Source organism: Micromonospora hortensis, assembly GCF_022230935.1.
In the GTDB taxonomy this organism is placed as follows: domain Bacteria; phylum Actinomycetota; class Actinomycetes; order Mycobacteriales; family Micromonosporaceae; genus Micromonospora; species Micromonospora hortensis.
The window spans coordinates 93,049-118,804 of record NZ_JAKKFE010000071.1; the positions used below are offsets into that span (position 1 = coordinate 93,049).

Consider the following 25,756-nt stretch of genomic DNA (forward strand, 5'->3'; position numbering starts at 1 on the left):
CTTCCGGCGTCTGACGGCTCGGTCAGCGGTCGAGGACCAGACCGACCTTCTGGAACTCCTTCAGGTCGCGGTAACCGCACTTGGCCATCGCCCGACGCAGCCCACCGAACAGGTTGAGCTGGCCGTCGGCCTCGTCCGCCGGCCCGAAGAGCAGCTGCTCCATCGACCCGAGCGGCTCACCGGAAACCTCGAAGGCACCCCGGGGCAGCGACGGGTGACTCGCCGCCGAGTGCCACCAGGCGCCACCGGCGGGAGCCTCGTCGCAGAGCGACAGCGGCTCACCGAGCATCACCGCGTCCGCGCCGCAGCCGAGCGCCTTGGCGATGTCGCCCGAGGTCTGGATGTCACCGTCGGCGATCAGGTGCACGTACCGGCCGCCGGTCTCGTCCAGGTAGTCACGGCGGGCCGCCGCGGCATCGGCGATCGCGGTGGCCATCGGCACCCGGATGCCCAGCACCGACTCGGTGGTCGACCACTCGTCGCCCCCGATGCCCACGATCACGCCAGCCGCGCCGGTACGCATCAGGTGCAGCGCCGTCTTGTAGTCGGTGCAGCCACCGACGATCACCGGCAGGTCGAGGTCGGCGATGAACTCCTTGAGGTTCAGCGGCTCGTCGGTGGTCGACACGTGCTCGGCCGAGACGATGGTGCCCTGGATGACCAGGATGTCCACCCCGGCGTCCAGGATCACCGGCGCCAGCGCGAGGGTGTGCTGCGGAGAGACCCGCACCGCCACAGTGCCGCCGCCGGCGCGCAGCTCGCGGACCCGCTCCGCGATCAGGTCCGGACGGATCGGCTCCGCGTACACCTCCTGGAGCCGCTTGGTGGCGCGGGCCTCCTCGTCGAGGCCGGCCAGCTCGTCCAGCACCTTGGTCGGGTTCTCGTAGCGGGTCCAGAGCCCCTCGACGTTGAGCACGCCGAGGCCGCCGAGCTGACCGAGCCGTACCGCCGAGGCCGGGCTCATGGTGGCGTCGGAGGGGTGGCCGACGCACGGAATGCCGAACGGGTACGCGTCGAGCTGCCACGACGTCGAGACGTCGTCGACGTCCCGGGTACGGCGGCTCGGCACGATGGCGATGTCGTCCAGGTGGTAGCCGCGCTGCGCGGTCTTGCCCAGCCCGATCTCGACCACGTCACGCATGGGGGACTCCAGGTGGTTGGGGGTGTTGGGTCAGCGGGTGTGGTAGTTGGGCGCCTCGACGGTCATCTGGATGTCGTGCGGGTGGCTCTCCTTCAAACCAGCCGCGGTGATCCGGATGAGCTGGCCCCGGCGGTGCAGATCGGGGATGTTCTCCGCACCGGCGTACCCCATGGCCAGCCGCAGCCCGCCGACCAGCTGGTGGGCGACCCGGGACAGCGGCCCCCGGTAGGGCACCTGACCCTCCACGCCCTCGGGGACCAGCTTGTCGTCGCTGAGCACGTCCTGCTGGAAGTAACGGTCCTTGCTGTACGACTTGGCCTGACCCCGGGACTGCATCGCGCCGAGCGACCCCATCCCGCGGTACGTCTTGAACTGCTTGCCGTTGACGAAGATCAGCTCGCCGGGGCTCTCCTCGCAGCCGGCCAGCAGGCTGCCGAGCATCACCGTGTCGGCGCCGGCCACCAGGGCCTTGGCGATGTCGCCGGAGTATTGGATGCCACCGTCGCCGATCACCGGCACGCCGGCCGGGCGGGCGGCCCGGGCCGCCTCCATGATCGCGGTCACCTGCGGCACGCCGACCCCGGCGACGATCCGCGTGGTGCAGATCGCGCCCGGTCCCACGCCCACCTTGACACCGTCGGCGCCGGCGTCGACGAGCGCCTTCGCGCCGGCGTACGTGGCCACGTTGCCGCCCATGATGTCGACCGCCACGTCGGCCTTGAGCCGGCGGACCATGTCCAGCACGGCCCGCTGGTGGCCGTGTGCGGTGTCCACGATCAGCACGTCGACGCCCGCGTCGACCAGGGCACGGGCCCGCTTGTACGCGTCCTCGCCCACACCGATGGCGGCGGCGACCCGCAGCCGGCCGGCGTCGTCCTTGCTGGCGTCCGGGTACTGCTCGCTCTTGGTGAAGTCCTTGACGGTGATCAGGCCACGCAGGCGGCCCGAGTCGTCGACGATCGGCAGCTTCTCGACCTTGTGCTGACGCAGCAGCGCCAGGGCGTCGTCCTTGCTCACCCCGACCCGCGCGGTGACCAGCGGGGTGTGGGTCATGATCTCCCGAACCGGAGTGTTCGGCTCGGAGACGAAACGCATGTCCCGGTTGGTGACGATGCCGACCAGCTGGCCGTCGCGGTCCACCACCGGAACGCCGGAGATGCGGTAACGCCCGCACAGCTCGTCGACCTCGCGCAGCGTGTCGTCCGGGCTGGCGGTCACCGGGTTGGTGATCATGCCGGACTCGGAGCGCTTCACCAGGTCGACCTGGAGGGCCTGGTCCTCCAGGGAGAGGTTGCGGTGCAACACACCGATGCCGCCCTGGCGGGCCATGGCGATCGCCATCCGGGCTTCGGTCACCGTGTCCATCGCGCTGGACAGCAGCGGAATGGACAACTCGATGTTGCGGGTGAGCTTCGTCCGGGTGTTGACCCGGCTGGGCACCACGTCCGACTCGCCCGGCTGAAGCAGCACGTCGTCGAAGGTGAGGCCGAGCGGAACCACCCGGGCGGAGCCGGCCGGCAGCTCGGGCAGGTGGCCGCCCAGGTCGGCGTGCTCGACGCCGGCCGGAAGATCGGTGCTGGGCGAATTTTCCACGATTGCTCCCCTGAGCTGCTCGGATGGGCTTCAGCGAGGTGGCGCGGGCGGGCACCGGAGCGCGCCACGATGCCGGCACGTCGCCTCATCGTACCCAGTGAGCTGGGCGCCCCGTCCGTGGCAGGCCGGGCCGCGCGGAGGCCGGGGGGCGGACGTTCGCGCCGCGTTGGGTCTACGGTGAGGGGGTGCACGACGAGCCCATCGACCCGTTCAATGGCGACCCGGCCGATCCGACAGCGGGTCTGGATGACCCGGGCGATGACGCGACGCCGGATCCGCTGACCGACGTCGAGCGGCAGGATGTGCTGGAAGACCTCGCTGACCTGGAGATCTACCAGGCTCTGCTGGCCCCGATCGGGGTCCGCGGGCTGGTGATCGAATGCGAGGACTGTCGCGAGCCACACTACTTCGACTGGGACCTGCTCCGCGGCAACCTGCGGCACCTGCTCAACTCGGGCCGGCCCCGGGTGCACGAACCCGCCTACGACCCGGACCCGGACCACTACGTGACCTGGGACTACGCCCGGGGGTACGCGGACGGGGTGCACGACACCCTGTCCGAGGGCACCGAGGACGAGCCGGGCGGCCCGACCGCCACCAAGTAACACCGCCGTGCGCCGGGCACCCGGCTGCCGCGCGTCACGGATGCCCCGCAGTCGCCTGGCGGGCCCGGGCTGCCGCGCGCCCCGATGCTCCGCCGCCACGCGGCGTGCCCTGCAGGCGCCTGGCGGACCCGGGCTGCCGCGATGCTCTGCTGTCGCGCGGTGCACCCCTGCTGTCGCGCGGCGTACCCCTGCTGTCGCGTGGTGTGCCCCGGCTGTCGCGCGGCGTACCCCTGCTGTCGCGTGGTGTGCCCCGGCTGTCGTCACGCGGGGTGCCCTGCGGCCGCGCGACGTGCGTATGTCAGGCGACCAGACCGGCGCGGAAGCCCGCAGCCACCGCGTGGGCCCGGTCCCGGGCGCCAAGCTTGCGGAACAATCGGCGGGCGTGCGTCTTGACGGTGTCCTCCGAGACGAACAACTCCCGGCCGATCTCCGCGTTGCTCTTGCCCTCGGCCATGCCGAGCAGCACCTGAAGCTCACGCTCGGTGAGGCCGATCGACGCCCGACTGGGTCGGGCGTTCGGGGCGGGACGGCCCGGGTCGGTCTGCGCCGGCGACTCGCCGGTTCCCGCCTCCGCCTCGTCGTCGCCCCGCTGCACCGGCACCGAAGCCAGCCCGGCCGGCCCGTCGGCGGCCGTGGCCGCCCAGCCAGGCTCACCGGAACCACGCGGCGACGGCCCGGAGCGGCCGGAACCACCCACCGCCGCCGCGTCGCGGGCCGGATCGGTGATCCGCTGCCGGGAGGCTCGGCCGGGGGCTGTGAGCAGCAGTAGCGCCTTCGCCACCGCGCTGGTCAGGTCATGGTCGACATTCTGGATGAGCCCCCGGGCGCCGGCGCTGATGGTGGCCGCCGCGGCCTCGGACTCCTCGGTACCGAGCAGCAGCACGGCCGCCTGCGGCGCACGTGCCAACACCCGACGGACGAAGCCGGCGCTGTCCGGCCGGGTGAGGGCCGTGTCGGCCAGGACCACGTCGGCCGGTCGCTCGGCCAGCCGCAGCATCACCTCGGGATCAGAGACGGCGGTACGAACGATCGCGGACAACCCCAGCCGCGCGGCAGCAGAAGTAAGGTGCTGGGCCGCGAGTGGTGTCCGAACGCACACAAGAACGGTACGCACTGTGGTCTCCTCTCCGCCAACGAGCAGACCATGACGCGGTCGGCTGGGGAGGGGGTTCCCGGCAATCCTTCGAACTTTTCCGACAGATAGGGCAAAAGCCGCAATTTCCCGGACGTTTTCGATCACAGACGTGTGAGTTGACGACGGCCCGGGTACCGGGAGATCCAGGCCGGGAACGGTGCGCCTGCGCGGCCCGCCGCCCGGATGCCGGCCATAAGGATTCTCGCGGAGCCGCGCGGGAGGAGGGGTGCTGATGTCGAACGTACGTAGACTGCCCGGACCCATCGTCGATCTCTGGGACTGGCAGCGACTCGGTGCCTGCCGAGGGCGCGACAGCGCTCAGTTCTTCCACCCCGACGGTGAGCGTGGTTCCTCCCGGCTGCGTCGCGAGTCCGCCGCCAAGTCGGTCTGCCGCGCCTGCCCGGTTCGCGCCGAGTGCGCCGCCCACGCCCTGTCGGTACGGGAGCCTTACGGCGTGTGGGGCGGCTTCAGCGAGTCGGAGCGTCTGCGACTGCTCGCCGTCGGCTGGGAGGACCTGGCAGACCGCCGGCACGCCCGGGTCGACGTCGCACGGCTGGAGGCCCGGCTGGGCCGCCCGCACAAGTCGACCGTCCCGGCGCAACGCAACGTCGCCTGACCCGACGCGTCCCGAACATCCACGAAACCGCGCCCTCACCCGTTGGGCGCGGTTTCGTGTCGTTCATGCGGTTTCCCCCACGGCCAAGGCCTGCGCCGCCGCCGACAGAGCCGTGATCAACACGGGTTTCTTGATGTCGGGGCATCCCGCCCGAACACTCGATGGTATGAACCCGGGTGGCTCAAGCGAAGCGTTCGGCCCGAGCGGCAGGCAGAAGAGGTGCCCTGGCTGGTTTGTCCGGTCTGGGGTATTCGGGCCGGGTGCAGGACTTAGGCTGCTGCGAGGTACGCGACCTTTGTCCGGTGACCGGATGCACTCGTGGGCCGGAATCATGGCCGGGCCGGGGTCGTTACATACCCTGACGATCGCAGTACCACCGGCCCGCCGCCCGACCCCTGAGGGCTGGTCGCGCAGGCTGGAATGCCAGCCTCCACCCGGTCGTTACAGTCCCCACGAACGACCGTCGGGCACCGCCTCGATAAGGGTGCCGGTAGGTGGGCCACCCCGGAATGACCCCGGCCCCCCGGTCGTTACAACCCCCACGAACGACCGCAGGCACCCGCCTCGACGAGGGTGCCGGCAGGTGGGCCACCCCCCGGAATGACCCCGGCCCCCGGGTCGTTACACAGGGTCCCGACGCCACGAGCCCCCGCGCTCGGCAGGTCGCCGACCCGACGCACCACACAGTGTCACCCCCCAAGACTTTTTGTTTGTTGCAGCGCCGGACGAGGTGCTCACACCCATCAACCGCCGTTCCCCCCTTTGTGGCGGTGTGGGTGTTCTACCCCCGAAGGAGCTACCCCCATGAACACGATCTTCCGTAAGAGCATGTTGTCTGTTGCTGGTCTCGCGTTCGCTGGTGGTGTGTTCGCCGGCCCGATCGCCGCCCACGCCGCCACTCCGGCCGTGGATGCCAAGCCCGTCGCGGTGGCTGTGCAGTCGGCGGCGCCGAAGCCGCAGGGCGACCAGTCGCGTATCAGCCTGAATGACGAGCAGACCGCGAACGTGAAGGCGATCATCGCCGCCACGAAGAAGGCCGGTCTCCCGGAGCGGGCCGCGGTCATCTCGATCGCGACGAGCCTGCAGGAGTCCAAGCTGGAGAACCTGGGTCACCTGGGCGACCTGAACGACCACGACTCGCTGGGCCTGTTCCAGCAGCGCCCGTCCAGTGGTTGGGGTACCCCGGAGCAGATCACCGACCCCGCCTACTCCACCACCGCGTTCCTCAAGGGTTTGAAGCAGGTCGACGGATGGCAGGACATGGCCTTGACCGACGCCGCGCAGACCGTGCAGGTGTCGGCGTACCCGGACGCCTACGCCCAGTGGGAGCAGCAGGCCACCGACCTCGTTGGCCAGCACTGGAACAGCTGACCCACACCACCGCACCACACCACAAGCACCCAGCAGACGGCACGACGACACCACAGCAGGACACCGACCTCTGGCCGGCACCCGCAACCCGGGGTGCCGGCCAGAGGTGTTTCTCTGCTCCGAGTCCACAGACCTGAATCCGCAGATCTTGGACACTTTCCGTCCAGCGCGAACGGAAAGTGTCCAAGATCTGCGTGCGTGGTCCGGGGTACCACCGGTCCACCGGTCCACCGGTCCACCGGTCCACCGGTCCACCAGCCGTACCGCCGTACCGCCGTCCCGCCGGAGAATCGCGGGAACCCCGCGACGCAGGTCGCGAACCAGCCCACCGACCCGCAGAGCAGGTCACGAACGCGCACCCGCAGAGCAGGTCACGAACGCACAGGGCAGGTCACGAACGCGCAGAGCACGTCGCGGACACACGTCGCGGACGCAGCCCGGGCGACGACGCCATGGCGTGGATCAGCGGACGGTCACCGTGATCGTGTGCCAGCCGGTGGCGCCATCCGGGACGACGTCCTGCGTACGTTCGGTCTGGGTTTCACCGGTTGCGTCGGTCGCGCGGACCTGAAGCCGGTGCTCGCCCAGCGTGGCCTCCCACCGCCAGGACCACTGCACCCAGGTGTCCACTGACACTGTCGGGGCCAGCGCGGCTTCCTGCCACGGGCCGTCGTCGACGCGTACCTCGACTCGGCGGATGCCCCGGTGCTGCGCCCAGGCCACCCCGGCGACGGTCACCGGGCCGGCGGTCAGCCTGTTACGTCCCCTGGGCGTGTCGATCCGGGATTGGGTCTTGATCGGCCCCTGGGGGGACCAGCCGCGCGGCACCCAGTACGCGTCGAAGTCGGCGAACCGGGTCAGCTCCAGTTCGGTCACCCATTTGCAGGCCGACACGTAGCCGTAGAGGCCCGGAACCACCACTCGGGCCGGGAAGCCGTGCTCGACCGGCAGCGGCTCGCCGTTCATCCCGACGGCCAGCAGGGCGTCCCGGCCGTCGCGCAGCGCGGCGGTGGGGGTGCCGCAGGTCCAGCCGTCGACCGACCGGCCGACGACCTGGTCGGCGTCGTCGTCCGGCTCGACCTCGTCCAGCAGTTCCCGCAGGGGTACGCCGAGCCACAGGGCGTTGCCGATCAGGTCACCGCCCACCTCGTTGGAGACGCAGGCCAGCGTGACATACCGCTCGACCAGCGGTCGGGCCAGCAGATCCGCGTAGCTGTAGGTGCGTTCCCTACCGACCCGTCCGTGGATCCGCAGCCGCCAGGTGTCCGGGTCGACCTGGGGCACCACCAGCGCCGTGTCGATTCGGTAGAACCCGAAGTTCGGGGTGACGTACGGCGCGAGCTGCGTCAGTGAGAGGTCCGCGCCCGCCGGTACGGCAGGTGCGGGGGTAACCGGCGCGGGCAGGCGGATCGCGTCGCGGGCTGCGGACACGCCGCGCCGCCCCGCCAGCCAGCGCCCACCGAGGCCGGCCACCACGGCCGTGCCGAGCAGCACTCCGCTGCCGGTGAGGAATCGTCTCCGCGACTCGGGGTCCACTTCGGCAGGCCCGACCGGTTCGACAGCCGCCGTCGGTCCGGCCGGTGTCACCGGCACCGGCCCTGCCGGCGACACCGGCACCGATTCACCCGGCGGCACCGATTCTCCGGGTGACCCCGGACCAACCGGCGACCCCGGACCGGCCGACCCGGGACCAGCCTGCGATCCCAGGCCAGCGGACGACACCGGACCAGCCTGCGACACTGGACCTGCCGATGGCACCGGGCCAGCGGGCGGCGTGGGTGGTGACCAGGACCAGGGGTCCAGCTCGAACGGCCCGCCGATGAACAGCCAGAGAACCAGGGCGCCGAGACCGGCGCCGACCAGGGACGGCAGCGCGTCGGCGAGGTCAGCGCCGGCGCGGGTCAGCGCGGAGGCCACGCCGATGACGCCGAACGCGGCAATGCCGGCCAGGCCGAGTGCCAACCGGCGGACCGCCAGTACGCCGAAGAGCGCGGCGAAGCCTCCCAGCAACACGGCAGTGCCGACCAGCAGCGCGATCTTGTCGGCGGTGCCGAAGAGGTCGATGGCGAGTTGCTTCAGCGACTCGGGGACGGCGTCGACGACGACCCCGCCGACCGCGACCAGGGGCGCCGACCGGGGACCGGTCAACACCGCGACCGGTTCGGCGATCCCGATCGCGACGGCGGCGGCGGTGATTCCGGCCAGCGCGCCGTACCGCCGTGACGTGGTGCTCATCGGCCCAGTGTGCGCGATCATCTCGCCGGGTCGCCAACAACGTCAGCGTTCGGTAATGACCTACCAGCCCGCGAGAACGAGCCGGGGCGCACCGCCTTACGGCGGTGCGCCCCGAAACGGGTGTCGCTACCGGATCAGAAGCCCGGGCCGTGCTGGTGGCCGTGACCGTGGCCGTGCCCGCCGCCGGCGGCCGGCTCGGCCTGCTCCGGCTTCTCCACCACGAGGCTCTCCGTGGTGAGCAGCAGACCGGCGATCGAGGCGGCGTTGGTGACCGCGTTGCGGGTCACCTTCACCGGGTCGATGATGCCGGCCTTGACCAGGTCGACGTACTCGCCCTTGGCGGCGTCGAGGCCGTTGCCCCACTTGAGGTCGGCGACCTTCTGCGTCACGACGTAGCCGTCGTGACCGGCGTTCTGGGCGATCCAGCGCAGCGGCTCGACGAGCGCCTTGCGCACGACCGAGACGCCGACCTTCTCGTCACCGGTGAAGCCCAGGTCGTCGTCGAGCACCGAGAGGATCTGCACCAGGGCGGCGCCGCCGCCGGGCACGGTGCCCTCCTCGACCGCAGCCTTGGTCGCCGCGATGGCGTCCTCGATGCGGTGCTTGCGCTCCTTCATCTCGACCTCGGTCGCCGCGCCGGCCTTGATGACGGCGATGCCACCGGAGAGCTTCGCCAGCCGCTCGGCCAGCTTCTCCCGGTCCCAGTCGGAGTCGGAGGCCTCGATCTCCTTGCGGATCTGAGACACCCGGTCGGCGACGTCAGCCTTCTGGCCACCGCCGTCGACGATCGTGGTGTTCTCCTTGTCGACAACGACGCGCCGGGCGGTGCCGAGCACCTCCAGGCCGACCTGGTCGATCTTGTAGCCCAGCTCCGGGGCGACCAGCTCGGCGCCCGTGGAGATCGCGATGTCCTGCAGCATTGCCTTGCGCCGGTCACCGAAGCCCGGGGCCTTGACCGCGCAGACCTTGAGGGTCTTGCGCAGCGAGTTGACCACCAGGGTGGAGAGCGCTTGGCCGTCCACGTCCTCGGCGATGATCAGCAGGGGCTTGCTGTTCTGCAGGACCTTCTCCAGCAGTGGCAGCAGCTCCTCGATCGCCGAGATCTTCTGGGTGGTGACCAGGATGTACGCGTCCTCAAGGACGGACTCCTGACCCTCCAGGTCGGTGACGAAGTTCGGCGAGATGAAGCCCTTGTCGAACTGGAGACCCTCGGTCACGTCCAGTTCGGTGGTGAGCATCGAGCCTTCCTCGACGGTGATGACACCGTCGCGGCCGACGCGCTCCATCGCCTCGGCGATCAGGTCGCCGATCGTGGAGTCCTGCGCGGAGATCGTCGCCACGTTGGCGATCGACTCCTTGCTGGTGACCTCGGCGGCACGGCCGAGCAGCGCCTCGGAGACCTTCATGGCCGCCGCGTCGATGCCCCGCTTGAGGCCGGCCGGGTTGGTCCCGGCGGTCACGTTGCGCAGACCCTCGCGAACCATCGCCTGGGCCAGCACTGTCGCGGTGGTGGTCCCGTCGCCGGCGACGTCGTTGGTCTTGGTCGCCACCTCCTTGACCAGCTGCGCGCCAAGGTTCTCGTACGGGTTGGTGAGCTCGATCTCCTTGGCGATGGTCACACCATCGTTGGTGATCGTCGGCGCACCGAATTTCTTGTCCAGGACGACGTTGCGCCCGCGCGGGCCGAGGGTGACCTTGACCGCGTCCGCGAGGGCGTTGACACCGTGCTCCAGCAGGTGCCGGGCGTCGTCCGAGAAGCTCAGGATCTTCGCCATTAATGTCCCTTCGAAGCGCCATTGCCCCGGCCCGGCGAGCCGGACCGGGGCAGTGGCACTGATCGGTTGCTTACTTCTCGATGACCGCGAGGACGTCGCGGGCGGAGAGCACCAGGTACTCCTCGCCGGCGTACTTGACCTCGGTGCCGCCGTACTTCGAGTAGAGGACGGTGTCGCCGACCTGCACGTCAACCGGAACCCGGTTGCCGTTGTCGTCGACGCGCCCCGGGCCCACAGCGAGGACGGTGCCCTCCTGCGGCTTCTCCTTGGCGGTGTCGGGGATCACGATGCCCGACGCCGTGGTGGTCTCAGCCTCGTTCGCCTGGACCACGATGCGGTCCTCGAGCGGCTTGATCGCAACCTTGGTCGCGGTAGTCACGGGCATACCCTCCTGGGGTACTGGTTTCGTTGCTGGCCAGCGGGGCTGACCAGCGTCAATCTGCCTCATGCCACCGGGCGGTGCCGTCGTCGCGGGTGCCGGTCCGCCTGGCGTGCGCACCCGGGTCGCGAGACCCGGAAGCTGGCACCCTCAGGGTGAGAGTGCTAATCGCAGGTTATTCCGTGGCTAGCACTCCGTCAAGGAGAGTGCCAGCGAGTCGCGCCCCGCCAGCCAGGATTTCCGGGTCGGCCAGGACAATGGCGGGGTGGATCTCGATCAGCTGGCTGCGCTGCGTACCCCTGAGGGGTCGGCCGCGCTCACGGCGGCGGCCGACCTGGCCGGCGGTGATCCACTGGTCGCGGCGTCGGCGCTGCGCGCGACCGGGGTGCCGCCGACGTTGGCTGCGGCGGCCCTCACCCAGGCCGAGTTGCGGCACCGGGCGGTGGGCAAGTTCGGCCCGGCCGCCGCTGGGATGTTCCTCACCCGTCCCGGCCTGGAGCAGGCCACCCGCCGGGTGGTCGCCGACCGTCGGGCCGCCCGGTTGTCCGCGGCCGGCGTGCGCTCCCTGGCCGATCTCGGGTGCGGGCTCGGGGCCGACGCGCTGGCCGCCGCCCGCGCCGGCATCCGGGTGTACGGGGTGGAGGCCGACCCGGTGACCGCGGCGATGGCCGCCGCCAACGCCGAGGCGGCCGGCCTGGCCGAGCTGTTCACTGTCGAGTGCGGCGACGCGACCGGGTTCGACGTGTCAGGGGTCGACGGGGTCTTCTGCGATCCGGCCCGCCGCACCACCGGCACCGGGCGGCGGATCTTCGACCCGCGCGCCTACTCGCCACCGTGGGACTTCGTCACCGGGCTGGCCGAGCGGGTGCCGCGCACAGTGGTGAAGGTCGCGCCGGGCCTGGACCACGCGCTCATTCCGGCCGGCGCGGAGGCCGAGTGGGTCGGCGTGGACGGCGACCTGGTCGAGGCCGCGCTCTGGTGCGGCGAGCTGGCGGAGGTGCCCCGCCGCGCCACCGTCTACCGCCAGCGGGGCGCCGAGACCCACCGTCACCAACTCACCGGCTCGGGTGCCGCCGAGGCGCCGGTCGGGCCGCCGAGGCGCTACCTGTACGACCCGGACCCGGCGGTGGTGCGCGCGCATCTCGTGGCCGAGCTGGCCACCGAACTGGACGCCACCCTGGGCGATCCGAGCATCGCCTACCTCTACGCCGACCGGCCGATCCGCACCCCGTACGCGCGCTGCCTGGAGATCACCGACGTGCTGCCGTTCTCGCTCAAGCGCCTGCGGGCGCTGCTGCGCGACCGCGGGGTGGGCCGGGTGGAGATCCTCAAGCGGGGTTCGGCGCTCACACCGGAGCAGCTCCGGCGGGACCTGCGGCTGGCCGGGAACGCGGCGGCGAGTCTGGTGCTCACCCGGGTCGACGGCGCACCGACGGTGCTGGTCGGCCAACCTGTCGGCTAGCCCCGTCTCGACTAGCCTCGTCGCTGTGGCGGGACAGGGCACGCCGGCAACGGCACTGTTGGTGAAGCACGGAGTCGCGCATCGCACCCATCCGTACCGGGTGTCACCGGACGCCCCGAACTACGGCGCGTTGGTGGCGGTGGCGCTCGACGTGGCACCGGAGGGCGTGTTCAAGTCGCTGGTGACCGCTGTCGACGGCGCGCTCACTGTGGCGGTCGTCCCGGTCACCGGCGAGCTGGATCTCAAGGCGCTCGCGGCGGCGGTCGGCGGCAAGCGGGCAGCGTTGGCCGACCGGGCGGTCGCCGAGCGGGCCACCGGTTACGTGCGCGGTGGGATCAGCCCGCTCGGGCAGCGTCGACGGTTGCCCACGGTGCTGGACGAATCCGCGCTGGATCTCCCGACGATCTACGTCTCGGCTGGTCGGCGTGGTCTGCAACTCGAACTGGCCGCAGCGGATCTGGTGGCGCTGACCGACGCGCTGACCGCGCCGTTGCAGACCCACTGACGACAGTCGTTACGTCGAACGCTCCGTGGGATACCCAGGGAGTAACAGTCGCGTTGCTGAATTGTTATCGCTCCCAACAAACTAGTGACCTGCGCGGTCTTGTGGAGCTGGTGTGACGCGAAATACGTTGCCGGACACAACAAAACAACACCTCCCCCACCTCCGAAAGGACCCTGCACATGCGTAAGGGGATCCTCACCATCGCCGCCGTGGGCCTGCTCACGACCGGCGGCTTGACAGCCTGTAGCGACGACTCCGGCAACGGCTCGGCCGACTCCAAGAAGACTCCCAAGATCGGCGTGATCCTTCCGGACAGCAAGTCATCCCCCCGCTGGGAGACGGCGGACCGTCGCTTCCTGGAGGAGGCGTTCAAGGCCGCCAACGTTCAGTACGACATCCAGAACGCCCAGAACGACAAGACCGCCTTCCAGACCATCGCCGAGCAGATGATCACCGGTGGCGTCACCGCCCTGATGATCGTCAACCTGGACTCCGGCACCGGCAAGGCCGTGCTCGACAAGGCCAAGTCGCAGGGCGTCGCCACCATCGACTACGACCGGCTCACCCTCGGCGGCTCCGCCCAGTACTACGTCAGCTTCGACAACGAGACCGTCGGGAAGCTCCAGGGCGAGGGTCTGGCGAAGTGCCTGACCGAGAAGGGCGCCAAGAACCCCGTCGTGGCGTACCTGAACGGCTCCCCCACCGACAACAACGCCACCCTGTTCAAGGCCGGCTACGACTCGGTGCTCAAGCCGAAGTTCGACTCCAAGGAATACACCAAGGGCCCGGACGACGCCGTGCCGGGCTGGGACGGCCCCACCGCCGCGACCATCTTCGAGCAGCAGCTCACCGCGACCAAGGGCAAGATCGACGGCGTGCTGGCCGCCAACGACACTCTCGGCAACGCCGCCATCTCGATCCTGAAGAAGAACAAGATCAACGGCAAGGTGCCGGTGACCGGCCAGGACGCCAGCGTGGAGGGCCTGCAGAACATCCTCGCCGGTGACCAGTGCATGACCGTCTACAAGGCGGTTCGGGAAGAGGCCAAGGCCGCCGCGGACCTGGCCATCGCGCTGGCCAAGGGCGAGCAGAAGGACACCGGCCAGTCGGTGAAGGACGGTGACCGCAGCGTCCCCTCGGTGCTACTCACCCCGAAGGCCATCTACAAGGACAACGTCAAGGACGTCATCGCCGACGGCTACGCGACCAAGGAGCAGGTCTGCACCGGGGCCTACGCCAAGTTCTGCGCCGAAGCCGGCATCAGCTGACCGACGCCGCAGTACCCGCCGGAACGACCATCGCCGCCCGGCACGGGAGCACCCTCCCGTGCCGGGCGGCGCCCGCCGGACGGGCCCCGACCCTCCCTTAAGAAGGAGACCCCCGTGTCCGCGACCCCCCTGCTGGAACTCCGCGGGATCGACAAGAGCTTCGGTCCCGTCCAGGTGCTCCGCGACGTCGCCCTGACCGTCCACCCGGGCGAAGTGACAGCACTTGTCGGCGACAACGGCGCCGGCAAGTCGACCCTGGTGAAGTGCATCAGCGGCATCCACCCCTCCGACGCCGGAGAGTTCCTGTTCAACGGTGAACCGGTGCACATCGGCAGCCCCCGCGACGCCGCCACGCTCGGCATCGAGGTCGTCTACCAGGACCTCGCGCTCTGCGACAACCTGGACATCGTGCAGAACATGTTCCTCGGCCGGGAGAAGCGCAGCGGCATCGTCCTGGACGAGCCGACAATGGAGCAGCTCGCCGCCGAAACCCTGGCCGGGCTCTCCATCCGCACCGTCACCTCACTCCGCCAGCACGTGTCCAGCCTCTCCGGCGGCCAGCGCCAGACCGTGGCCATCGCCAAGGCGGTGCTGTGGAACAGCAAGCTCGTCATCCTCGACGAGCCGACCGCGGCGCTCGGCGTGGCACAGACCGCGCAGGTGCTCGAACTGGTCCGCCGCCTCGCCGACAACGGCCTGGCCGTGGTGCTCATCTCGCACAACATGAACGACGTCTTCGCCGTCTCCGACCGGATCGCCGCGCTGTACCTCGGCCAGATGGTCGCCCAGGTGAAGACCACCGACATCACCCACGCCCAGGTGGTCGAGCTGATCACCGCCGGGCGCTCGGGCGGGCTCGGCCTCGCCACCGACCCGGGCAGCAACGGCGACGGCCCGCAGCCGGCCGACTCGATCTCAGGAGGCGTCCGATGACCACCACCGCCGTGCGGAAGGACGGCCCCGCGGCCGTCACACCGGCGCCGACCGTCGGAGGCCACGTCCGCAACTACCTCAGTCGGGTACGCGGTGGCGACGTCGGCGCGTTGCCGGCCGTGCTCGGCCTGATCGTGCTCTGCAGCGTCTTCGCGATCCTGCGGCCGTCGTCGTTCCTGTCGGCCGGCAATTTCGCCAACCTCTTCACCCAGGGCGCGGCGGTCACGCTGATCGCGATGGGCCTGGTCTTCGTGCTGCTGCTCGGCGAGATCGACCTCTCCGCCGGCTTCGCCAGCGGCGTCTGCGCGGCCGTGCTGGCCAATGTGGTCACCGTGCTCGGCTACCCCTGGTGGGTCGCGGTGCTCGCCGCGGTCGCCACGGGTGTGGTCATCGGCACCACGCTCGGCATGCTCGTCGCGAAGATCGGCATTCCGTCCTTCGTGGTCACCCTCGCCGGCTTCCTCGCCTTCCAGGGCGTCGTGCTGCTGCTCGTGCAGGAGGGCACCAACATCTCCGTCCGCGACGAGGTGCTGGTCGCCATCGCCAACCGGAACCTCGCCCCCGTCCTGGGCTGGACGCTGACAGCTGTCGCCGTCGTCGGCTACGCGGCGGTGCAACTGCTGCGCCACCGCACCCGGGCCGCCCGCGGTCTGATCACCGACCCGATCGCGGTGGTGGCGCTGCGGATCGGCGGGCTCGCCGTCATCCTCGGCACCGCGGTGTACGTGCTCAACCTGGAGCGCAGCCGCAACGTCCTCATCGTCTCGCTCAAGGGTGTACCGATCGTGGTGCCGATCATCGCGGTGCTGCTGGTCATCTGGACCTTCGTACTGCAACGCACCAGCTACGGCCGGCACATCTACGCCGTGGGCGGCAACCGGGAAGCGGCCCGCCGGGCCGGTATCGGAGTCGACCGGATCCGGATCTCCGTCTTCGTGATCTGCTCGTCGATGGCCGCCATCGGTGGCATCGTGGCGGCCAGCCGGGCCAACTCGGTCGACCCGAACACCGGGGGCAGTAACGTACTGCTCTACGCGGTCGGCGCAGCGGTGATCGGCGGCACGAGCCTCTTCGGTGGCAAGGGCCGAGTCCTCGACGCCGTCCTCGGCGGCGCGGTCGTCGCGGTCATCGAAAACGGAATGGGCCTGATGGGGTACACCTCGGGAGTCAAGTACGTGGTCACCGGCGTCGTGCTCCTGCTCGCGGCCAGCGTCGACGCGCTCTCCCGCCGCCGCGCGGCAGCCACCGGCACCCGCTGACCGCGCGGGAGGTAGCACCAGCATGCGCCCAGGACCGACCCAGGATGACGTCCGACGGCAGAACCTCGGGGCTCTGCTGAGGCACGTGCACGTCCACGGGGCGACCACGCGTGCCGAACTGACCACCACGCTGGGCCTCAACCGCAGCACCATCGGCGCGCTCACCGCCGACCTGTCCGCGGTGGGGCTGGTCAGCGAAGGGGCACCGAAGGAAACCGGCCGAGCCGGACGACCGTCACTGGTCGTCCGGCCCGAGTCGGCGCGGGTCTACGCGTACGCGTACTCGGTGGAGGTGGACCGGCTGCGCGCCGCCCGGATCGGGCTGGGTGGCGCGGTCCTGGACCGCCGGGATCTGGACCGGCCGCGCGGGCTGCTGGCCGCGGAGGCCGCGCCGCTGCTGGCCGGCGCGGTCAAGGAGATGCAGCAACTGGTGCCGGCGGACGCGATCTGCGTCGGTGCCGGCGTCGCGGTCTGCGGCATGGTCCGCCGGGACGACGGCCTGGTTCGACTCGGCCCCACCACCGGTTGGGTGGACGAGCCGATCGGCGCGGCCCTCGCCGACGAGTTGGGCATCGACGTACCGATCACAGTGGGCAACGTGGCCGACGTCGCCGCGTTCGCCGAGCACGCACGCGGTGTGGCGGCAGGCTGCGACAACGTCCTCTACCTGTACGGCGACGTGGGCGTGGGTGCCGGCATCATCGCCGGTGGGCGCAGGCTGACCGGGCACGGTGGGTACGGCGGCGAGGTCGGCCACATGAAGGTGGTGCGCGACGGCAGGCCCTGTGAGTGCGGCTCCCGGGGCTGTTGGGAGACCGAGATCGGCGAGCGTGGCCTCCTGCGCGCCGCCGGACGCTCCGACGCCCGGGGCCGTGACGCGCTGCTGGCCGTCTTCGACGCGGCCGATCGCGGAGACGCCCGGGCCCAGACGGCGGTCCGCCAGGCCGGCGACTGGCTCGGCTTCGGGGTGGCCAACCTGGTGAACGTCTTCAACCCCGAGATGGTCATCTTCGGTGGGACGATGCGTGACCTCTACCTCGCGGCGGCGGCCCAGATCCGCAGCCGGCTCAACTCCAACGCGCTCGGCGCCTGTCTGGAGCACGTCCGGCTGCGTACGCCGAAACTGGGTACTGACGCGCCCCTGATCGGTGCCGCAGAGCTGGCCTTCGAACGGCTCCTCGCCGACCCCCTCGACGTGGGCTGATCCGCGTACGCTGTCCGGCGTGGATGTCGAGCTGCGCGCCTCCGACGACGACCGCAACCGGGTGGTCGCCGCGCTGCACCAGCACACGGCGGCGGGCCGGCTGACGCTCGACGAGTTCTCCGATCGCGCCGGTGCGGTGTGGACGGCGCGCACCCTCGGTGACCTGGCCGCGCTGACCCGCGATCTACCGGCCCTGCCCACCTCGGGCGTCGACACCGGCCCGGTCGGGCGCGGGCGTCAGGAGTTGCTGATGGTTTTCGCCGCCGCGGCGATCACCCTGCTGCTGCTCGGCGGCCTGCTCGCCGTCACCCGCTGATCCCTGTCGCTCCGCGATGAACTGATCGCGCGATCAGTCCGTACCAGTGGGCGGACGGGCAACCGGCAGGATACGGCTGCCCGGTCCAGACGCGTTCCGGTCCGGACCGAGGAGGCACCACAGACATGGCACCGCTCAGATCCGCCCATCGCCGACTGGGCACCCGGACCCACCGAGCGGCGATGCTGCTCATCGCGGTCATCGCGGGGGTCGGTGTCCTGCCCGGCGTGGCCGTCGCCGCGCCCGCCGGTGGCCAGCAGCTCAACGCCGCCGATATGACACTGCTCAACGGGGTGCGGCTGGCCGGGCTGTGGGAGATGCCAGCCGGCCAGATGGCCGCCGAGAAGGGACAGTCGGCGAAGGTCCGGGAGATCGGCGCCGGCATCGCCAGCGAGCACCAGAAGCTCGACCAGCTCGTGGTCGACGCGGCCAACAAGTTGGGCGCGACGATCCCCAGCGATCCGACCGCCGAGCAGAAGGGCTGGCTGGCCGAGATGCAGAAGGCATCCGGCGCCCGGTTCGACCAGATCTTCGTCACCCGGCTCCGGGTCGCCCACGGCAAGATCTTCCCGGTGATCGGCGCGGTCCGGGCCAGCACCCGGGACGCCACAGTCCGCAAGCTCTGCGAGGACGCCAACGCGTTCGTCCAGCACCACATGCAGATGCTGGAGAGCACCGGCCTGGTCCGCTGGCCGGAGTTGCCGCCGGCGGCGCTGCCCGCCCCGGGTGAGGACGGGCTCCTGGCCGCCGCCTCCGCCAACTCCGGCCCGCAGGTCGGAGTCAGCAGCACAGTCGTGTGGCTGGTCTTCCTCGCCGCGCTGGGCACAGGCGGAATCGCCACCTACCGGATGTTGCGCCGCAGCTGACCAGTCAGGCAGCGGCCTGAATGGTGGCTCGCGTTACCGGTCCACCTGGGTGAAGTCCCAGGAGTGCGGGGCGCGGGCCACCAGCAGGGCTGGTGGGTCCGGCAGCGGCCGGGGGTTGCTGCGCCACTTGGAGATCACCACCACGCGGTGGTCGGTGGAGGAGAAGACCTCGCTGGAGACGTGGAGCGGGTCGTGCTCCAACTCGGGCAGGGCGGTGTCGCACACCCAGGTGATCAGGTCGGCGACTCCGTACGCCTCGGCGCGCGCCTCCCACATCCGCACGATCATGTCCGCCGCTCCCGTCACACGCTGACCGTTGTCAACGGCAGTGCCGAATCGGCCGGCAGGTCCAGTCGGCTCGGAGCGACCCCGGCGGCGACCAGGTGCGAACCGAGCGCGGCCACCATCGCGCCGTTGTCGGTGCACAACTTCGGCCGGGGTACCCGGACCCGGATGCCGTACTTCTCGGCTCGCTGTTCGGCCATCGCCCGCAGCCGCGAGTTCGCCGCCACTCCCCCGCCGATGACCAGGGTCTCGATGCCCTGCGCCCGGCAGGCGGCGAGCGCCTTGCTGGTCAGGACGTCACAGACCGCCTCCTGGAAGGACGCGGCCACGTCGGCCACCGGCACCGGCTCACCGGCACGCTGACGGGCCTCGACCCACCGGGCCACCGCCGTCTTCAGGCCCGAGAACGAGAAGTCGTAGCGGTGGGCGGCGAGATCCTTCGCGGCGGTCAGACCGCGGGGGAAGGCGATCGAGGCGGCATCGCCGGCCCGGGCCTCCCGGTCGATGGGCGGACCGCCCGGGAACGGCAACCCGAGCAGCCGGGCGACCTTGTCGAACGCTTCCCCGGCCGCGTCGTCGATGGTGGCGCCCAGCGGGGTGACACCCCGCGCCAGGTCGTCCACGAGCAGGAGGGACGAGTGGCCGCCGGACACCAGGAGCGCGATGGCGGGTTCGGGCAGTGGGCCGTGCTCAAGGGTGTCCACCGCGACGTGGGCGGCGAGGTGGTTGACGCCGTAGATGGGTTTCTCGGCGGCGACCGCGTACCCCTTGGCGGCGGCGACGCCGACCAGCAACGCACCGGCCAGCCCCGGCCCGGAGGTGACAGCGATCGCGTCGATGTCGGTCAGCGTGACGCCGGCCTCGGTCAGTGCCCGGTCCATGGTCGGCACGATGGCCTCCAGGTGTGCCCGGCTGGCCACCTCCGGCACCACACCCCCGAACCGGGCGTGTTCCTCGACGCTGGAGGCGAGCGCGTCGGCCAGCAGGGTGTGCCCCCGCACGATGCCGACACCGGTCTCGTCGCAGGAGGTCTCGATACCCAGGATCAGTGGTTCGTCAGCCATGGTCGTGTGGTCCGTCCCCGGTCGGCTCGGCGTCGCGCCGCATGACCAGCGCGTCGGTGTTGCTCGGTTGGTAGTAGCCGCGCCGCACCCCGATCGGCTCGAAACCGTACGTCGCGTAGAGCCGCTGAGCTGCGGCGTTGTCCACGGCGACCTCCAGCAGGGTGCTGCGGGCGTCGCGCCGGACCGCCTCGGCGAGCAACTCCTCCAGCAGGGCACGGCCCACGCCGCGCCGCTGGGCGTCCCGGCGGACGGCGATGTTCTGTACCCACACCTCGTCCGGCGGAACGCCGGCGAGCCCGGCGTAGCCGAGTACCGACCCGTCCACGTCGACGGCGACCCGGTAGTGGTGCCCGTTGGCGAGCTCACTCCAGAACATGGCGGGCGACCACTTCTCAGCGCCGAAGAGGTCCGCCTCGATCGGCAGCACGTCGTCGATGTGCCACCAGCGGAACGGTTCGAGCCGTACCGCCGTCATGGCAGGACCGGTTTGCGACCGGTCGCCGCCACCGCGTCGGGGCGGCGCAGGTAGAGCGGGGTGAGCCGCTCACTGGACGCCCCCGCCCGGATCCGCTCGGCGGCGAGCAACGCCAGCACCGTCGCGTCCGGGTAGCGCGGCTCGACCCGAACGGGCAGGTCCAGGACCTCGGCGTACCGGTGCGCCCCGTCACCGACCGCGATCGTCGCGCCCAGTTCGCGGGCGCGCGCGGCGGCGACCGCCGGCGCGGATACCTCCGGCCCGACGATCCGCTGGCCAGCGCCGTCGTAGACGGCCCAGTAGAGCTCCTTGCGCCGGGCGTCGCTGGCGGCCAGGACCGGCGCGCCGGACGCCGCCGGGTAACCGATGGCGTCCAGGGAACAGACGCCGTACGTGGGGATGCCGAGCACCTGACCCATCGTCGCGGCGGTGACCAGGCCGACCCGTAGCCCGGTGAACGGCCCCGGGCCGAGCCCGGCGACGATGGCGGCCAGGTCACGCGGGCGCGCGTCAGCGTCGGCGAGGACCGCATCCACCTGGGGCGCGAGCAGCTCACCGTGCGCGCGGGCGTCGACAGTGCACCGGTGCGCCCGCGACGCCACGCCGTCTGCCGAGACGTCCACCAGCGCCGCGGTGACCGCGGGGGTCGAGCTGTCCACCACGAGTACGAGCACGGTAAGCCAGCCTAGCCGCCCCGCCGCAGCGTTCAGTCACGCCCCGCCCCGCCAGCAGCCGCTGTCACGCCCGCCCACGGCCGCCCGCACCACTGTCGCTCTTCCGCGGCGGGGGCGACGAACCGGCGCGGGGGGCGACGGGCCACATCCCCCAGTGAGCGGTATACCTGTGAGTCATAAATATGACTCACAGGTATACCGCTCATCAGGGAACGGCCCTGGTCACCCGTCACGCGTCAGTCGCAGGCCCCGGGGAGCAGGGCGGCGACCGTCCAGTCGTGAATACGCCTCAGCGGTTTCGGCCACGGCCGGCGTGGTCCACCATCCCGGGATGCCACCCACTCGTCTCGCCGGCCTGCTCGGCACCGCCATCCGTGAGCAACGACAGTCGCGCGAGCTGAGCCAATCTGAGCTGGCCGAGTTGGCCGGCGTCAGCCAGGCGACGGTCGCCCGGATCGAACGCGGTGAGCGAGCGCCCAGCATCGCCGTGCTGGAGCGGTTGCTTGCAGCGATGGATGTGCAGTTGGTCGTCGGCGTCGAGCCGTTGGACGCGCACCTCGACACCCGGATCGACGGCTTGGCCGCACGGCCGATCGCCGAGCGAATCGACGGGCTGGGGTTGGATCGGCTGCTGGATCGGCTCACCGACTTCCCGCAGGTGATCACCGGATGCGCCGCGGCGGTGCTACAGGGTGCACCGGTGCCGGCCGACACGCTGCAGATCGCCCTGCGCTGGCAGGACGCCAAGCTGTTCACCCGCTGGCTGGAGACGAACTACGGCCAGCGGTGGAACGCCCGCTGGGGTGAGTTCGGCGGGGTGTGGCTGGAGCCCGAAGAGCCGGGCGAACACCTGTGGTCGACCCGGTACGGGGAGATCAGGGCCACCATGTGCGACGAGCTGCCCGAGACGATCGAGGTGCGCCACGGTGGGCGGAGTTACCAGGTGGTGCCGCTTGTCGAGCTGGAACTGAGCGAGCCACGCGCCGCCGAGTTGCTGCGCCGCTACCGGGACCGGCAGCTGGTCAGCGACGGCTGAGCCAGTGCCGGTCCACACCAGCAGCGGGACGTCGACGAGCGGCTCAGCCGGCGGTGCGCTCCCAATCGATCGTGGGCAGGCCGGCGTCGGCGAGTGCCTTGTTGGCCGCGCTGAACGGGCGGCTACCGAGGAAGCCGCGCGGGTTCATCGGGCTGGGGTGACCCGCCTCCAGCACCACGTGCTGCGGATTGGTGACCAGCGCGGCCTTCTTACGGGCGTAACCACCCCAGAGCAGGAAGACCACCCGGTCCGGTGCCGCGTCCAGTGCCCGGATGGTCGCGTCGGTGAACTCTTCCCAGCCGGCGTTGGCGTGCGAGCCCGGGGTTGCCTGCCGGACGGTCAGCACCGCGTTGAGCAGCAGCACCCCCTGGGCGGCCCACCCGTCGAGGTTGCCGCTGCGCGGCTTGGGGACGCCCACGTCCTCGCCCAGCTCCTTGAAGACGTTGCGCAACGACGGCGGCACCGTCACACCGTCGCGGACGCTGAAGCTCAACCCGTGTGCCTGCCCGGCCCGGTGGTAGGGATCCTGCCCGAGGATGAGCACCCGCGTGCCCTGCGGCGGGCAGAGCCGATATGCCGAGAACAGATCTTCCAACGGCGGGAAGACCGTCTGCGTCGCGTATTCCCGGGCGACGAACTCGCCCAGCGCGGCGGTGCGTGCCGGGTCGAGGTGCGGGGTGAGCACTGTGCGCCACTGCTCCGGCAGCAGAGCCAGCAGATCCAGGGCGGGAGCGTCGTCGGGCATCGGGAACCTCTCACAGCGCGGGTCGGACCCCCGCACTCTAGGCATCGGGTACGACAGCCGCCGACCTAGCCCAGGTCGGCGAGCCGCCGGGCCCAGTCGCCGCCGATCGGGTCCAGCTCGACGATGCGGGTGTCGTCGTCGCGGCGGTCGATGCGAACCCGCAGGTGCGCGTCCACCAACTGCTCCACCAGGCCCTCGCCCCACTCCACCACTGTCACCGAGTCGTCCACCGACGCGTCGAGGTCCAGATCGTCGATCTCCGCGCGCGGGTCAGTGGCGTCACCCAGGCGGTACGCGTCGGCGTGCACCAGCGCCACCCGGCCACCCCGGGCCGGATCGGGGCGGTGCACCCGAGCGATCACGAAGGTCGGCGAGGTGATGTCCCCGAGGACACCGAGCCCGGCGCCGACGCCCTGGGTGAGTGCGGTCTTGCCGGCGCCCAACGGGCCGGTCAACAGCACCAGGTCGCCGGCGCGCAGCAACCCGGCCAGCCGCCGGCCGAAGTCCCGAGTGTCCTCGACGGTCGGCAGCTTGACGACGTGACTCACCGTTCCTCCACGCTCTGCAATGACTCCAGGAACCGCGCCAGGGCGGCGTTGACCTCGTCCGCGTGCTCCAACATGACCACGTGACCGCTGTCCTTGATCTTCACGAACTCGGCGTGCGGCAGCCGGCGGACGATCTCCTCGGAGTGGGTCACCGGCGTGATCATGTCCTTGTCGCCGACCACCACCAGCACCGGAGTCGCCGCCAGCGCCGCCAGCGCCGGAAAGCGCGAGTGGGTGGCCAGGGTCCGCAGGTAGCGGGTCACCGTGTCGGCCGACGTCCGGGAGTTCATCGTCTCCACGTAGGACACCAGCGACGGGCTGGGCTTGCGGGTACCGAAGCCGTACTTGCGGGTCAGTAGCCAGGCCACGTTCGACGTCGACTTGCGGGCCTTGTCGATCACCGGCCCGCCGTACCGGGTGGCGTTGCTGACCATGTAGAGCACCGGGCCACCGACCCGGCCGAGCAGCGCGGGCGCGACCAGCTTGGTCTCCGCGATGAGCCCGCCCGACGTGGCCATCAGAACGGTGCCCACCACCCGGTCACCGAACAGCTCCGGGAACAACTCGGCGAACGCCATGATGGTCATGCCGCCCATCGAGTGGCCGACCAGCACCAGCGGCCCGTCCGGGGCGGTTCGGTCGATCACCTGGCGCAGCGTCCGGCCGAGCACGGCGAGGTCGTACTCCCCGGTCTCCAGCCGGCCGGACCGGCCGTGACCGGGCTGGTCGTACGCCACGATCCGGTAGTCACCGCGGGCGGCGAGCATCTGGCGCTGGAAGTGGAACGTCCCCATGTCCAGGCAGAAGCCGTGCACCAGCACCACAGTCGGTCGCCCCGGCACCGGCCGGGTCGGCTCGACCACCTCGACGTGGATGTCCGTGCCGTCCGGCAGCTCCAGGCGGAACGCCTCGTCGTACCGCTGCTTGTCGAACGTCTCGTGCGCGTAGCGGTCGGCCGGATCGGCCTTGAGCCGGCGGACCAGGGTCCGCTCGGTCGCGACACCAGCCGCCAGACCTGCCGCGGCCACCCCCACCGCCGCGCCGACGATCCCGGCGACCCGGCCCACGGCCGTGCGCGGACGCGGAATGCGGTAACTCATTGTTTCTCGCCGTCGTAGACCCGGGGCACCCGCGTGCCGCCGAACCGGGTGACGATCTCGTAGTTGATCGTGCCGACCGCCTCGGCCCAGTCGTCAGCTGTCGGTTCGCCGTCGACGCCGCTGCCGAAGAGCGTCGCCACGTCGCCGTCGGCCACCGGGTCGTCGCCGCAGTCGAGCACGAACTGGTCCATGCAGACCCGCCCCGAGATCGTCCGGCGTACGCCGCCGAGCTGTACCGGGCCGGTGTTGGACGCGTGCCGGGGGACCCCGTCGGCGTACCCGAGCGGCACCACGGCCAGGTTCGCGTCGGCTTCCGTCGTGTAGGCGTGCCCGTAGGAGATACCGGTGCCGGCGGGCACCCGCTTGGTGAGCATCACGCGGGCGCGGGCGGTCATCGCCGGCCGCAACCCGTACGTCTCGCCGGCCACCGGGGACAGCCCGTAGATGGCCAGGCCGGGGCGGACCAGGTCGAAGTGGGTGTCCGGGCGGGTGAGGGTGGCTGCCGAGTTGGCGAGGTGCCGCCAGCGCGGCCGTAGCCCGGCCCGCTCGACCATGGCCAGCCCCTCGTGGAAGACGGCCAGTTGGCGGTCGGTGGTGGGGTGGCCGGGCGAGTCCGCGTACACGAAGTGGCTCCACACGCCGACCACCTCGACCAGGCCATCGGCCTGCGCCTTCGCGGCGGCGTCCAGCAGCGCGGGCCAGTCGGCGACTGTCGCGCCGCCCCGGGACAGCCCCGTATCGATCTTGAGGTGCAGACGGGCGGGACGCCCGGCGAGACGACTCGCCTCGATCATCTCGTCCAGTTGCGCCAGGCTGGCCGCGCCCAGGTCCACCCCGGCGGCGACCCCCTCGTGCAGCGGCAACCCGGGGGCGAGCAGCCAGGCCAGCACCGGCACTGTCACCCCGGCCCGCCGCAGGGTGAGCGCCTCGTCGAGGGTGCAGACACCGAGCCAGTCAGCGCCGGCGTCGAGCGCCGCGCGGGCGGCCGGAAGCATCCCGTGGCCGTACCCGTCGGCCTTCACCACTGCCATCAACTCGGCGGTGGTGCCGGAGCGGAGCCTGCTCACGTTCTCGCGGATGGCGTCAAGATCGACGCGTACCTCGGCCTGCCACATGTACCCAGCCTACTTTCCGCCGTGATCACGGCGGGCGGCGACGCACGTCCC

The 25,756-nt window shown here is 71.0% G+C and carries 26 protein-coding genes; 12 read left to right on the forward strand and 14 right to left on the reverse strand.

Going from position 1 to position 25,756, the window contains the following annotated elements; all coding sequences use genetic code 11:
- Window positions 1-22: 22 nt before the first annotated feature.
- Both NIE111_RS31070 and guaB read right to left on the reverse strand, forming a co-directional pair.
- Window positions 23-1,141 (reverse strand): GuaB3 family IMP dehydrogenase-related protein, encoded by a 1,119-nt coding sequence (locus NIE111_RS31070; RefSeq protein ID WP_091406427.1) that lies wholly within the window; start codon window positions 1,139-1,141, stop codon window positions 23-25.
- A gap of 30 nt (window positions 1,142-1,171) precedes the next feature.
- Window positions 1,172-2,734, reverse strand: a complete 1,563-nt coding sequence (gene guaB / locus NIE111_RS31075) for an IMP dehydrogenase (RefSeq protein ID WP_238687775.1) — start codon at window positions 2,732-2,734, stop codon at window positions 1,172-1,174.
- A 185-nt stretch (window positions 2,735-2,919) separates the two neighbouring features.
- On the opposite strand from guaB, the gene NIE111_RS31080 reads away from it, so the two are divergent.
- Window positions 2,920-3,339: a DUF5319 domain-containing protein gene (locus tag NIE111_RS31080; RefSeq protein ID WP_238687776.1), complete on the forward strand. Its 420-nt coding sequence runs from the start codon at window positions 2,920-2,922 to the stop codon at window positions 3,337-3,339.
- Window positions 3,340-3,637: 298 nt separating this feature from the next.
- Here the strand turns inward: NIE111_RS31080 and NIE111_RS31085 are convergent, their stop codons facing one another.
- Window positions 3,638-4,453, reverse strand: coding sequence for a helix-turn-helix transcriptional regulator (locus tag NIE111_RS31085; RefSeq protein WP_238687777.1), 816 nt, complete (start codon window positions 4,451-4,453; stop codon window positions 3,638-3,640).
- A 253-nt stretch (window positions 4,454-4,706) separates the two neighbouring features.
- On the opposite strand from NIE111_RS31085, the gene NIE111_RS31090 reads away from it, so the two are divergent.
- Both NIE111_RS31090 and NIE111_RS31095 read left to right on the forward strand, forming a co-directional pair.
- A complete protein-coding gene (locus NIE111_RS31090) occupies window positions 4,707-5,090 on the forward strand; it encodes a WhiB family transcriptional regulator (protein WP_091406539.1) in 384 nt (127 codons plus the stop codon).
- Window positions 5,091-5,894: 804 nt separating this feature from the next.
- Entirely contained in the window at window positions 5,895-6,461 is a 567-nt protein-coding gene (locus tag NIE111_RS31095) for a hypothetical protein (protein WP_238687778.1), read from the forward strand.
- 462 nt (window positions 6,462-6,923) lie between these two features.
- On the opposite strand, the gene NIE111_RS31100 is transcribed toward NIE111_RS31095, so the two are convergent.
- From NIE111_RS31100 to groES, 3 genes are all read right to left on the reverse strand, one after another.
- On the reverse strand, window positions 6,924-8,696 hold the full coding sequence (locus NIE111_RS31100; protein ID WP_238687779.1) for a molybdopterin-dependent oxidoreductase: 1,773 nt from the start codon (window positions 8,694-8,696) through the stop codon (window positions 6,924-6,926).
- 134 nt (window positions 8,697-8,830) lie between these two features.
- A complete protein-coding gene (groL, locus tag NIE111_RS31105; protein WP_238687780.1) occupies window positions 8,831-10,471 on the reverse strand; it encodes a chaperonin GroEL in 1,641 nt (546 codons plus the stop codon).
- Window positions 10,472-10,541: 70 nt separating this feature from the next.
- Entirely contained in the window at window positions 10,542-10,850 is a 309-nt protein-coding gene (groES, locus tag NIE111_RS31110) for a co-chaperone GroES (RefSeq protein WP_007465101.1), read from the reverse strand.
- 265 nt (window positions 10,851-11,115) lie between these two features.
- Here groES and NIE111_RS31115 point away from each other — a divergent pair, with 265 nt between their 5' ends.
- The 8 genes from NIE111_RS31115 to NIE111_RS31150 all read left to right on the forward strand — a co-directional run bounded on the left by NIE111_RS31115 (window position 11,116) and on the right by NIE111_RS31150 (window position 18,663).
- Window positions 11,116-12,312 carry a THUMP-like domain-containing protein gene (locus NIE111_RS31115; RefSeq protein ID WP_238687781.1) on the forward strand — a complete coding sequence of 399 codons (1,197 nt, stop codon included), beginning with the start codon at window positions 11,116-11,118 and terminating at the stop codon, window positions 12,310-12,312.
- Between the two features lie 25 nt (window positions 12,313-12,337).
- Window positions 12,338-12,817 (forward strand): Cys-tRNA(Pro) deacylase, encoded by a 480-nt coding sequence (ybaK, locus tag NIE111_RS31120; protein ID WP_238687782.1) that lies wholly within the window; start codon window positions 12,338-12,340, stop codon window positions 12,815-12,817.
- Between the two features lie 179 nt (window positions 12,818-12,996).
- Window positions 12,997-14,085 (forward strand): sugar ABC transporter substrate-binding protein, encoded by a 1,089-nt coding sequence (locus NIE111_RS31125; protein ID WP_238687783.1) that lies wholly within the window; start codon window positions 12,997-12,999, stop codon window positions 14,083-14,085.
- Window positions 14,086-14,199: 114 nt separating this feature from the next.
- Window positions 14,200-15,018 (forward strand): ATP-binding cassette domain-containing protein, encoded by an 819-nt coding sequence (locus tag NIE111_RS31130; protein WP_124776161.1) that lies wholly within the window; start codon window positions 14,200-14,202, stop codon window positions 15,016-15,018.
- The gene (locus NIE111_RS31135) at window positions 15,015-16,277 is read left to right on the forward strand and encodes a sugar ABC transporter permease (protein ID WP_238687784.1); all 1,263 of its coding nucleotides are present in this window, start codon (window positions 15,015-15,017) and stop codon (window positions 16,275-16,277) included. Before NIE111_RS31130 ends, NIE111_RS31135 begins: the two co-directional genes overlap by 4 nt.
- A gap of 22 nt (window positions 16,278-16,299) precedes the next feature.
- Entirely contained in the window at window positions 16,300-17,481 is a 1,182-nt protein-coding gene (locus NIE111_RS31140) for an ROK family protein (RefSeq protein WP_238687785.1), read from the forward strand.
- 19 nt (window positions 17,482-17,500) lie between these two features.
- Window positions 17,501-17,797 (forward strand): DUF1707 SHOCT-like domain-containing protein, encoded by a 297-nt coding sequence (locus NIE111_RS31145; protein WP_238687786.1) that lies wholly within the window; start codon window positions 17,501-17,503, stop codon window positions 17,795-17,797.
- A gap of 125 nt (window positions 17,798-17,922) precedes the next feature.
- Window positions 17,923-18,663, forward strand: a complete 741-nt coding sequence (locus NIE111_RS31150; RefSeq protein ID WP_238687787.1) for a DUF4142 domain-containing protein — start codon at window positions 17,923-17,925, stop codon at window positions 18,661-18,663.
- 33 nt (window positions 18,664-18,696) lie between these two features.
- Here the strand turns inward: NIE111_RS31150 and NIE111_RS31155 are convergent, their stop codons facing one another.
- From NIE111_RS31155 to tsaB, 4 genes are read right to left on the reverse strand one after another with little or no spacing between them, the layout of a single operon-like run.
- Entirely contained in the window at window positions 18,697-18,951 is a 255-nt protein-coding gene (locus NIE111_RS31155) for a hypothetical protein (protein ID WP_053660576.1), read from the reverse strand.
- Between the two features lie 14 nt (window positions 18,952-18,965).
- Window positions 18,966-20,012, reverse strand: coding sequence for a tRNA (adenosine(37)-N6)-threonylcarbamoyltransferase complex transferase subunit TsaD (gene tsaD / locus NIE111_RS31160; RefSeq protein WP_238687788.1), 1,047 nt, complete (start codon window positions 20,010-20,012; stop codon window positions 18,966-18,968).
- Window positions 20,005-20,487, reverse strand: a complete 483-nt coding sequence (gene rimI, locus NIE111_RS31165; RefSeq protein ID WP_238687789.1) for a ribosomal protein S18-alanine N-acetyltransferase — start codon at window positions 20,485-20,487, stop codon at window positions 20,005-20,007. Before rimI ends, tsaD begins: the two co-directional genes overlap by 8 nt.
- Window positions 20,484-21,161, reverse strand: coding sequence for a tRNA (adenosine(37)-N6)-threonylcarbamoyltransferase complex dimerization subunit type 1 TsaB (gene tsaB / locus NIE111_RS31170; protein WP_238687790.1), 678 nt, complete (start codon window positions 21,159-21,161; stop codon window positions 20,484-20,486). The genes rimI and tsaB overlap by 4 nt, the downstream gene beginning before the upstream one ends.
- 331 nt (window positions 21,162-21,492) lie before the next feature.
- On the opposite strand from tsaB, the gene NIE111_RS31175 reads away from it, so the two are divergent.
- Complete coding sequence (locus NIE111_RS31175) at window positions 21,493-22,197, forward strand: helix-turn-helix domain-containing protein (RefSeq protein WP_238687791.1); 705 nt, start codon at window positions 21,493-21,495, stop codon at window positions 22,195-22,197.
- Between the two features lie 43 nt (window positions 22,198-22,240).
- On the opposite strand, the gene ung is transcribed toward NIE111_RS31175, so the two are convergent.
- The 4 genes from ung to alr form a co-directional block, all read right to left on the reverse strand.
- Window positions 22,241-22,942 carry a uracil-DNA glycosylase gene (gene ung, locus NIE111_RS31180; RefSeq protein ID WP_238687792.1) on the reverse strand — a complete coding sequence of 234 codons (702 nt, stop codon included), beginning with the start codon at window positions 22,940-22,942 and terminating at the stop codon, window positions 22,241-22,243.
- A 65-nt stretch (window positions 22,943-23,007) separates the two neighbouring features.
- Entirely contained in the window at window positions 23,008-23,490 is a 483-nt protein-coding gene (gene tsaE, locus NIE111_RS31185; protein WP_238687793.1) for a tRNA (adenosine(37)-N6)-threonylcarbamoyltransferase complex ATPase subunit type 1 TsaE, read from the reverse strand.
- Window positions 23,487-24,590, reverse strand: a complete 1,104-nt coding sequence (locus NIE111_RS31190; RefSeq protein WP_238687794.1) for an alpha/beta fold hydrolase — start codon at window positions 24,588-24,590, stop codon at window positions 23,487-23,489. Before NIE111_RS31190 ends, tsaE begins: the two co-directional genes overlap by 4 nt.
- Window positions 24,587-25,705 (reverse strand): alanine racemase, encoded by a 1,119-nt coding sequence (gene alr, locus NIE111_RS31195; RefSeq protein ID WP_238687795.1) that lies wholly within the window; start codon window positions 25,703-25,705, stop codon window positions 24,587-24,589. Before alr ends, NIE111_RS31190 begins: the two co-directional genes overlap by 4 nt.
- Window positions 25,706-25,756 lie beyond the last annotated feature (51 nt).

Excerpts from the sequence above, each read along its gene's own strand:
- alr (WP_238687795.1), bottom strand. The coding sequence starts at position 25,705 with ATGTGGCAGGCCGAGGTACGCGTCGATCTTGACGCCATCCGCGAGAAC.
- groL (WP_238687780.1), bottom strand. The coding sequence starts at position 10,471 with ATGGCGAAGATCCTGAGCTTCTCGGACGACGCCCGGCACCTGCTGGAG.
- NIE111_RS31150 (WP_238687787.1), top strand. The coding sequence starts at position 17,923 with ATGGCACCGCTCAGATCCGCCCATCGCCGACTGGGCACCCGGACCCAC.
- NIE111_RS31095 (WP_238687778.1), top strand. The coding sequence starts at position 5,895 with ATGAACACGATCTTCCGTAAGAGCATGTTGTCTGTTGCTGGTCTCGCG.
- NIE111_RS31190 (WP_238687794.1), bottom strand. The coding sequence starts at position 24,590 with ATGAGTTACCGCATTCCGCGTCCGCGCACGGCCGTGGGCCGGGTCGCC.
- ung (WP_238687792.1), bottom strand. The coding sequence starts at position 22,942 with ATGCCCGACGACGCTCCCGCCCTGGATCTGCTGGCTCTGCTGCCGGAG.
- NIE111_RS31155 (WP_053660576.1), bottom strand. The coding sequence starts at position 18,951 with ATGATCGTGCGGATGTGGGAGGCGCGCGCCGAGGCGTACGGAGTCGCC.
- tsaD (WP_238687788.1), bottom strand. The coding sequence starts at position 20,012 with ATGGCTGACGAACCACTGATCCTGGGTATCGAGACCTCCTGCGACGAG.
- NIE111_RS31175 (WP_238687791.1), top strand. The coding sequence starts at position 21,493 with ATGCCACCCACTCGTCTCGCCGGCCTGCTCGGCACCGCCATCCGTGAG.
- NIE111_RS31140 (WP_238687785.1), top strand. The coding sequence starts at position 16,300 with ATGCGCCCAGGACCGACCCAGGATGACGTCCGACGGCAGAACCTCGGG.
- rimI (WP_238687789.1), bottom strand. The coding sequence starts at position 20,487 with ATGACGGCGGTACGGCTCGAACCGTTCCGCTGGTGGCACATCGACGAC.
- NIE111_RS31090 (WP_091406539.1), top strand. The coding sequence starts at position 4,707 with ATGTCGAACGTACGTAGACTGCCCGGACCCATCGTCGATCTCTGGGAC.
- NIE111_RS31070 (WP_091406427.1), bottom strand. The coding sequence starts at position 1,141 with ATGCGTGACGTGGTCGAGATCGGGCTGGGCAAGACCGCGCAGCGCGGC.
- NIE111_RS31100 (WP_238687779.1), bottom strand. The coding sequence starts at position 8,696 with ATGAGCACCACGTCACGGCGGTACGGCGCGCTGGCCGGAATCACCGCC.
- NIE111_RS31135 (WP_238687784.1), top strand. The coding sequence starts at position 15,015 with ATGACCACCACCGCCGTGCGGAAGGACGGCCCCGCGGCCGTCACACCG.
- NIE111_RS31125 (WP_238687783.1), top strand. The coding sequence starts at position 12,997 with ATGCGTAAGGGGATCCTCACCATCGCCGCCGTGGGCCTGCTCACGACC.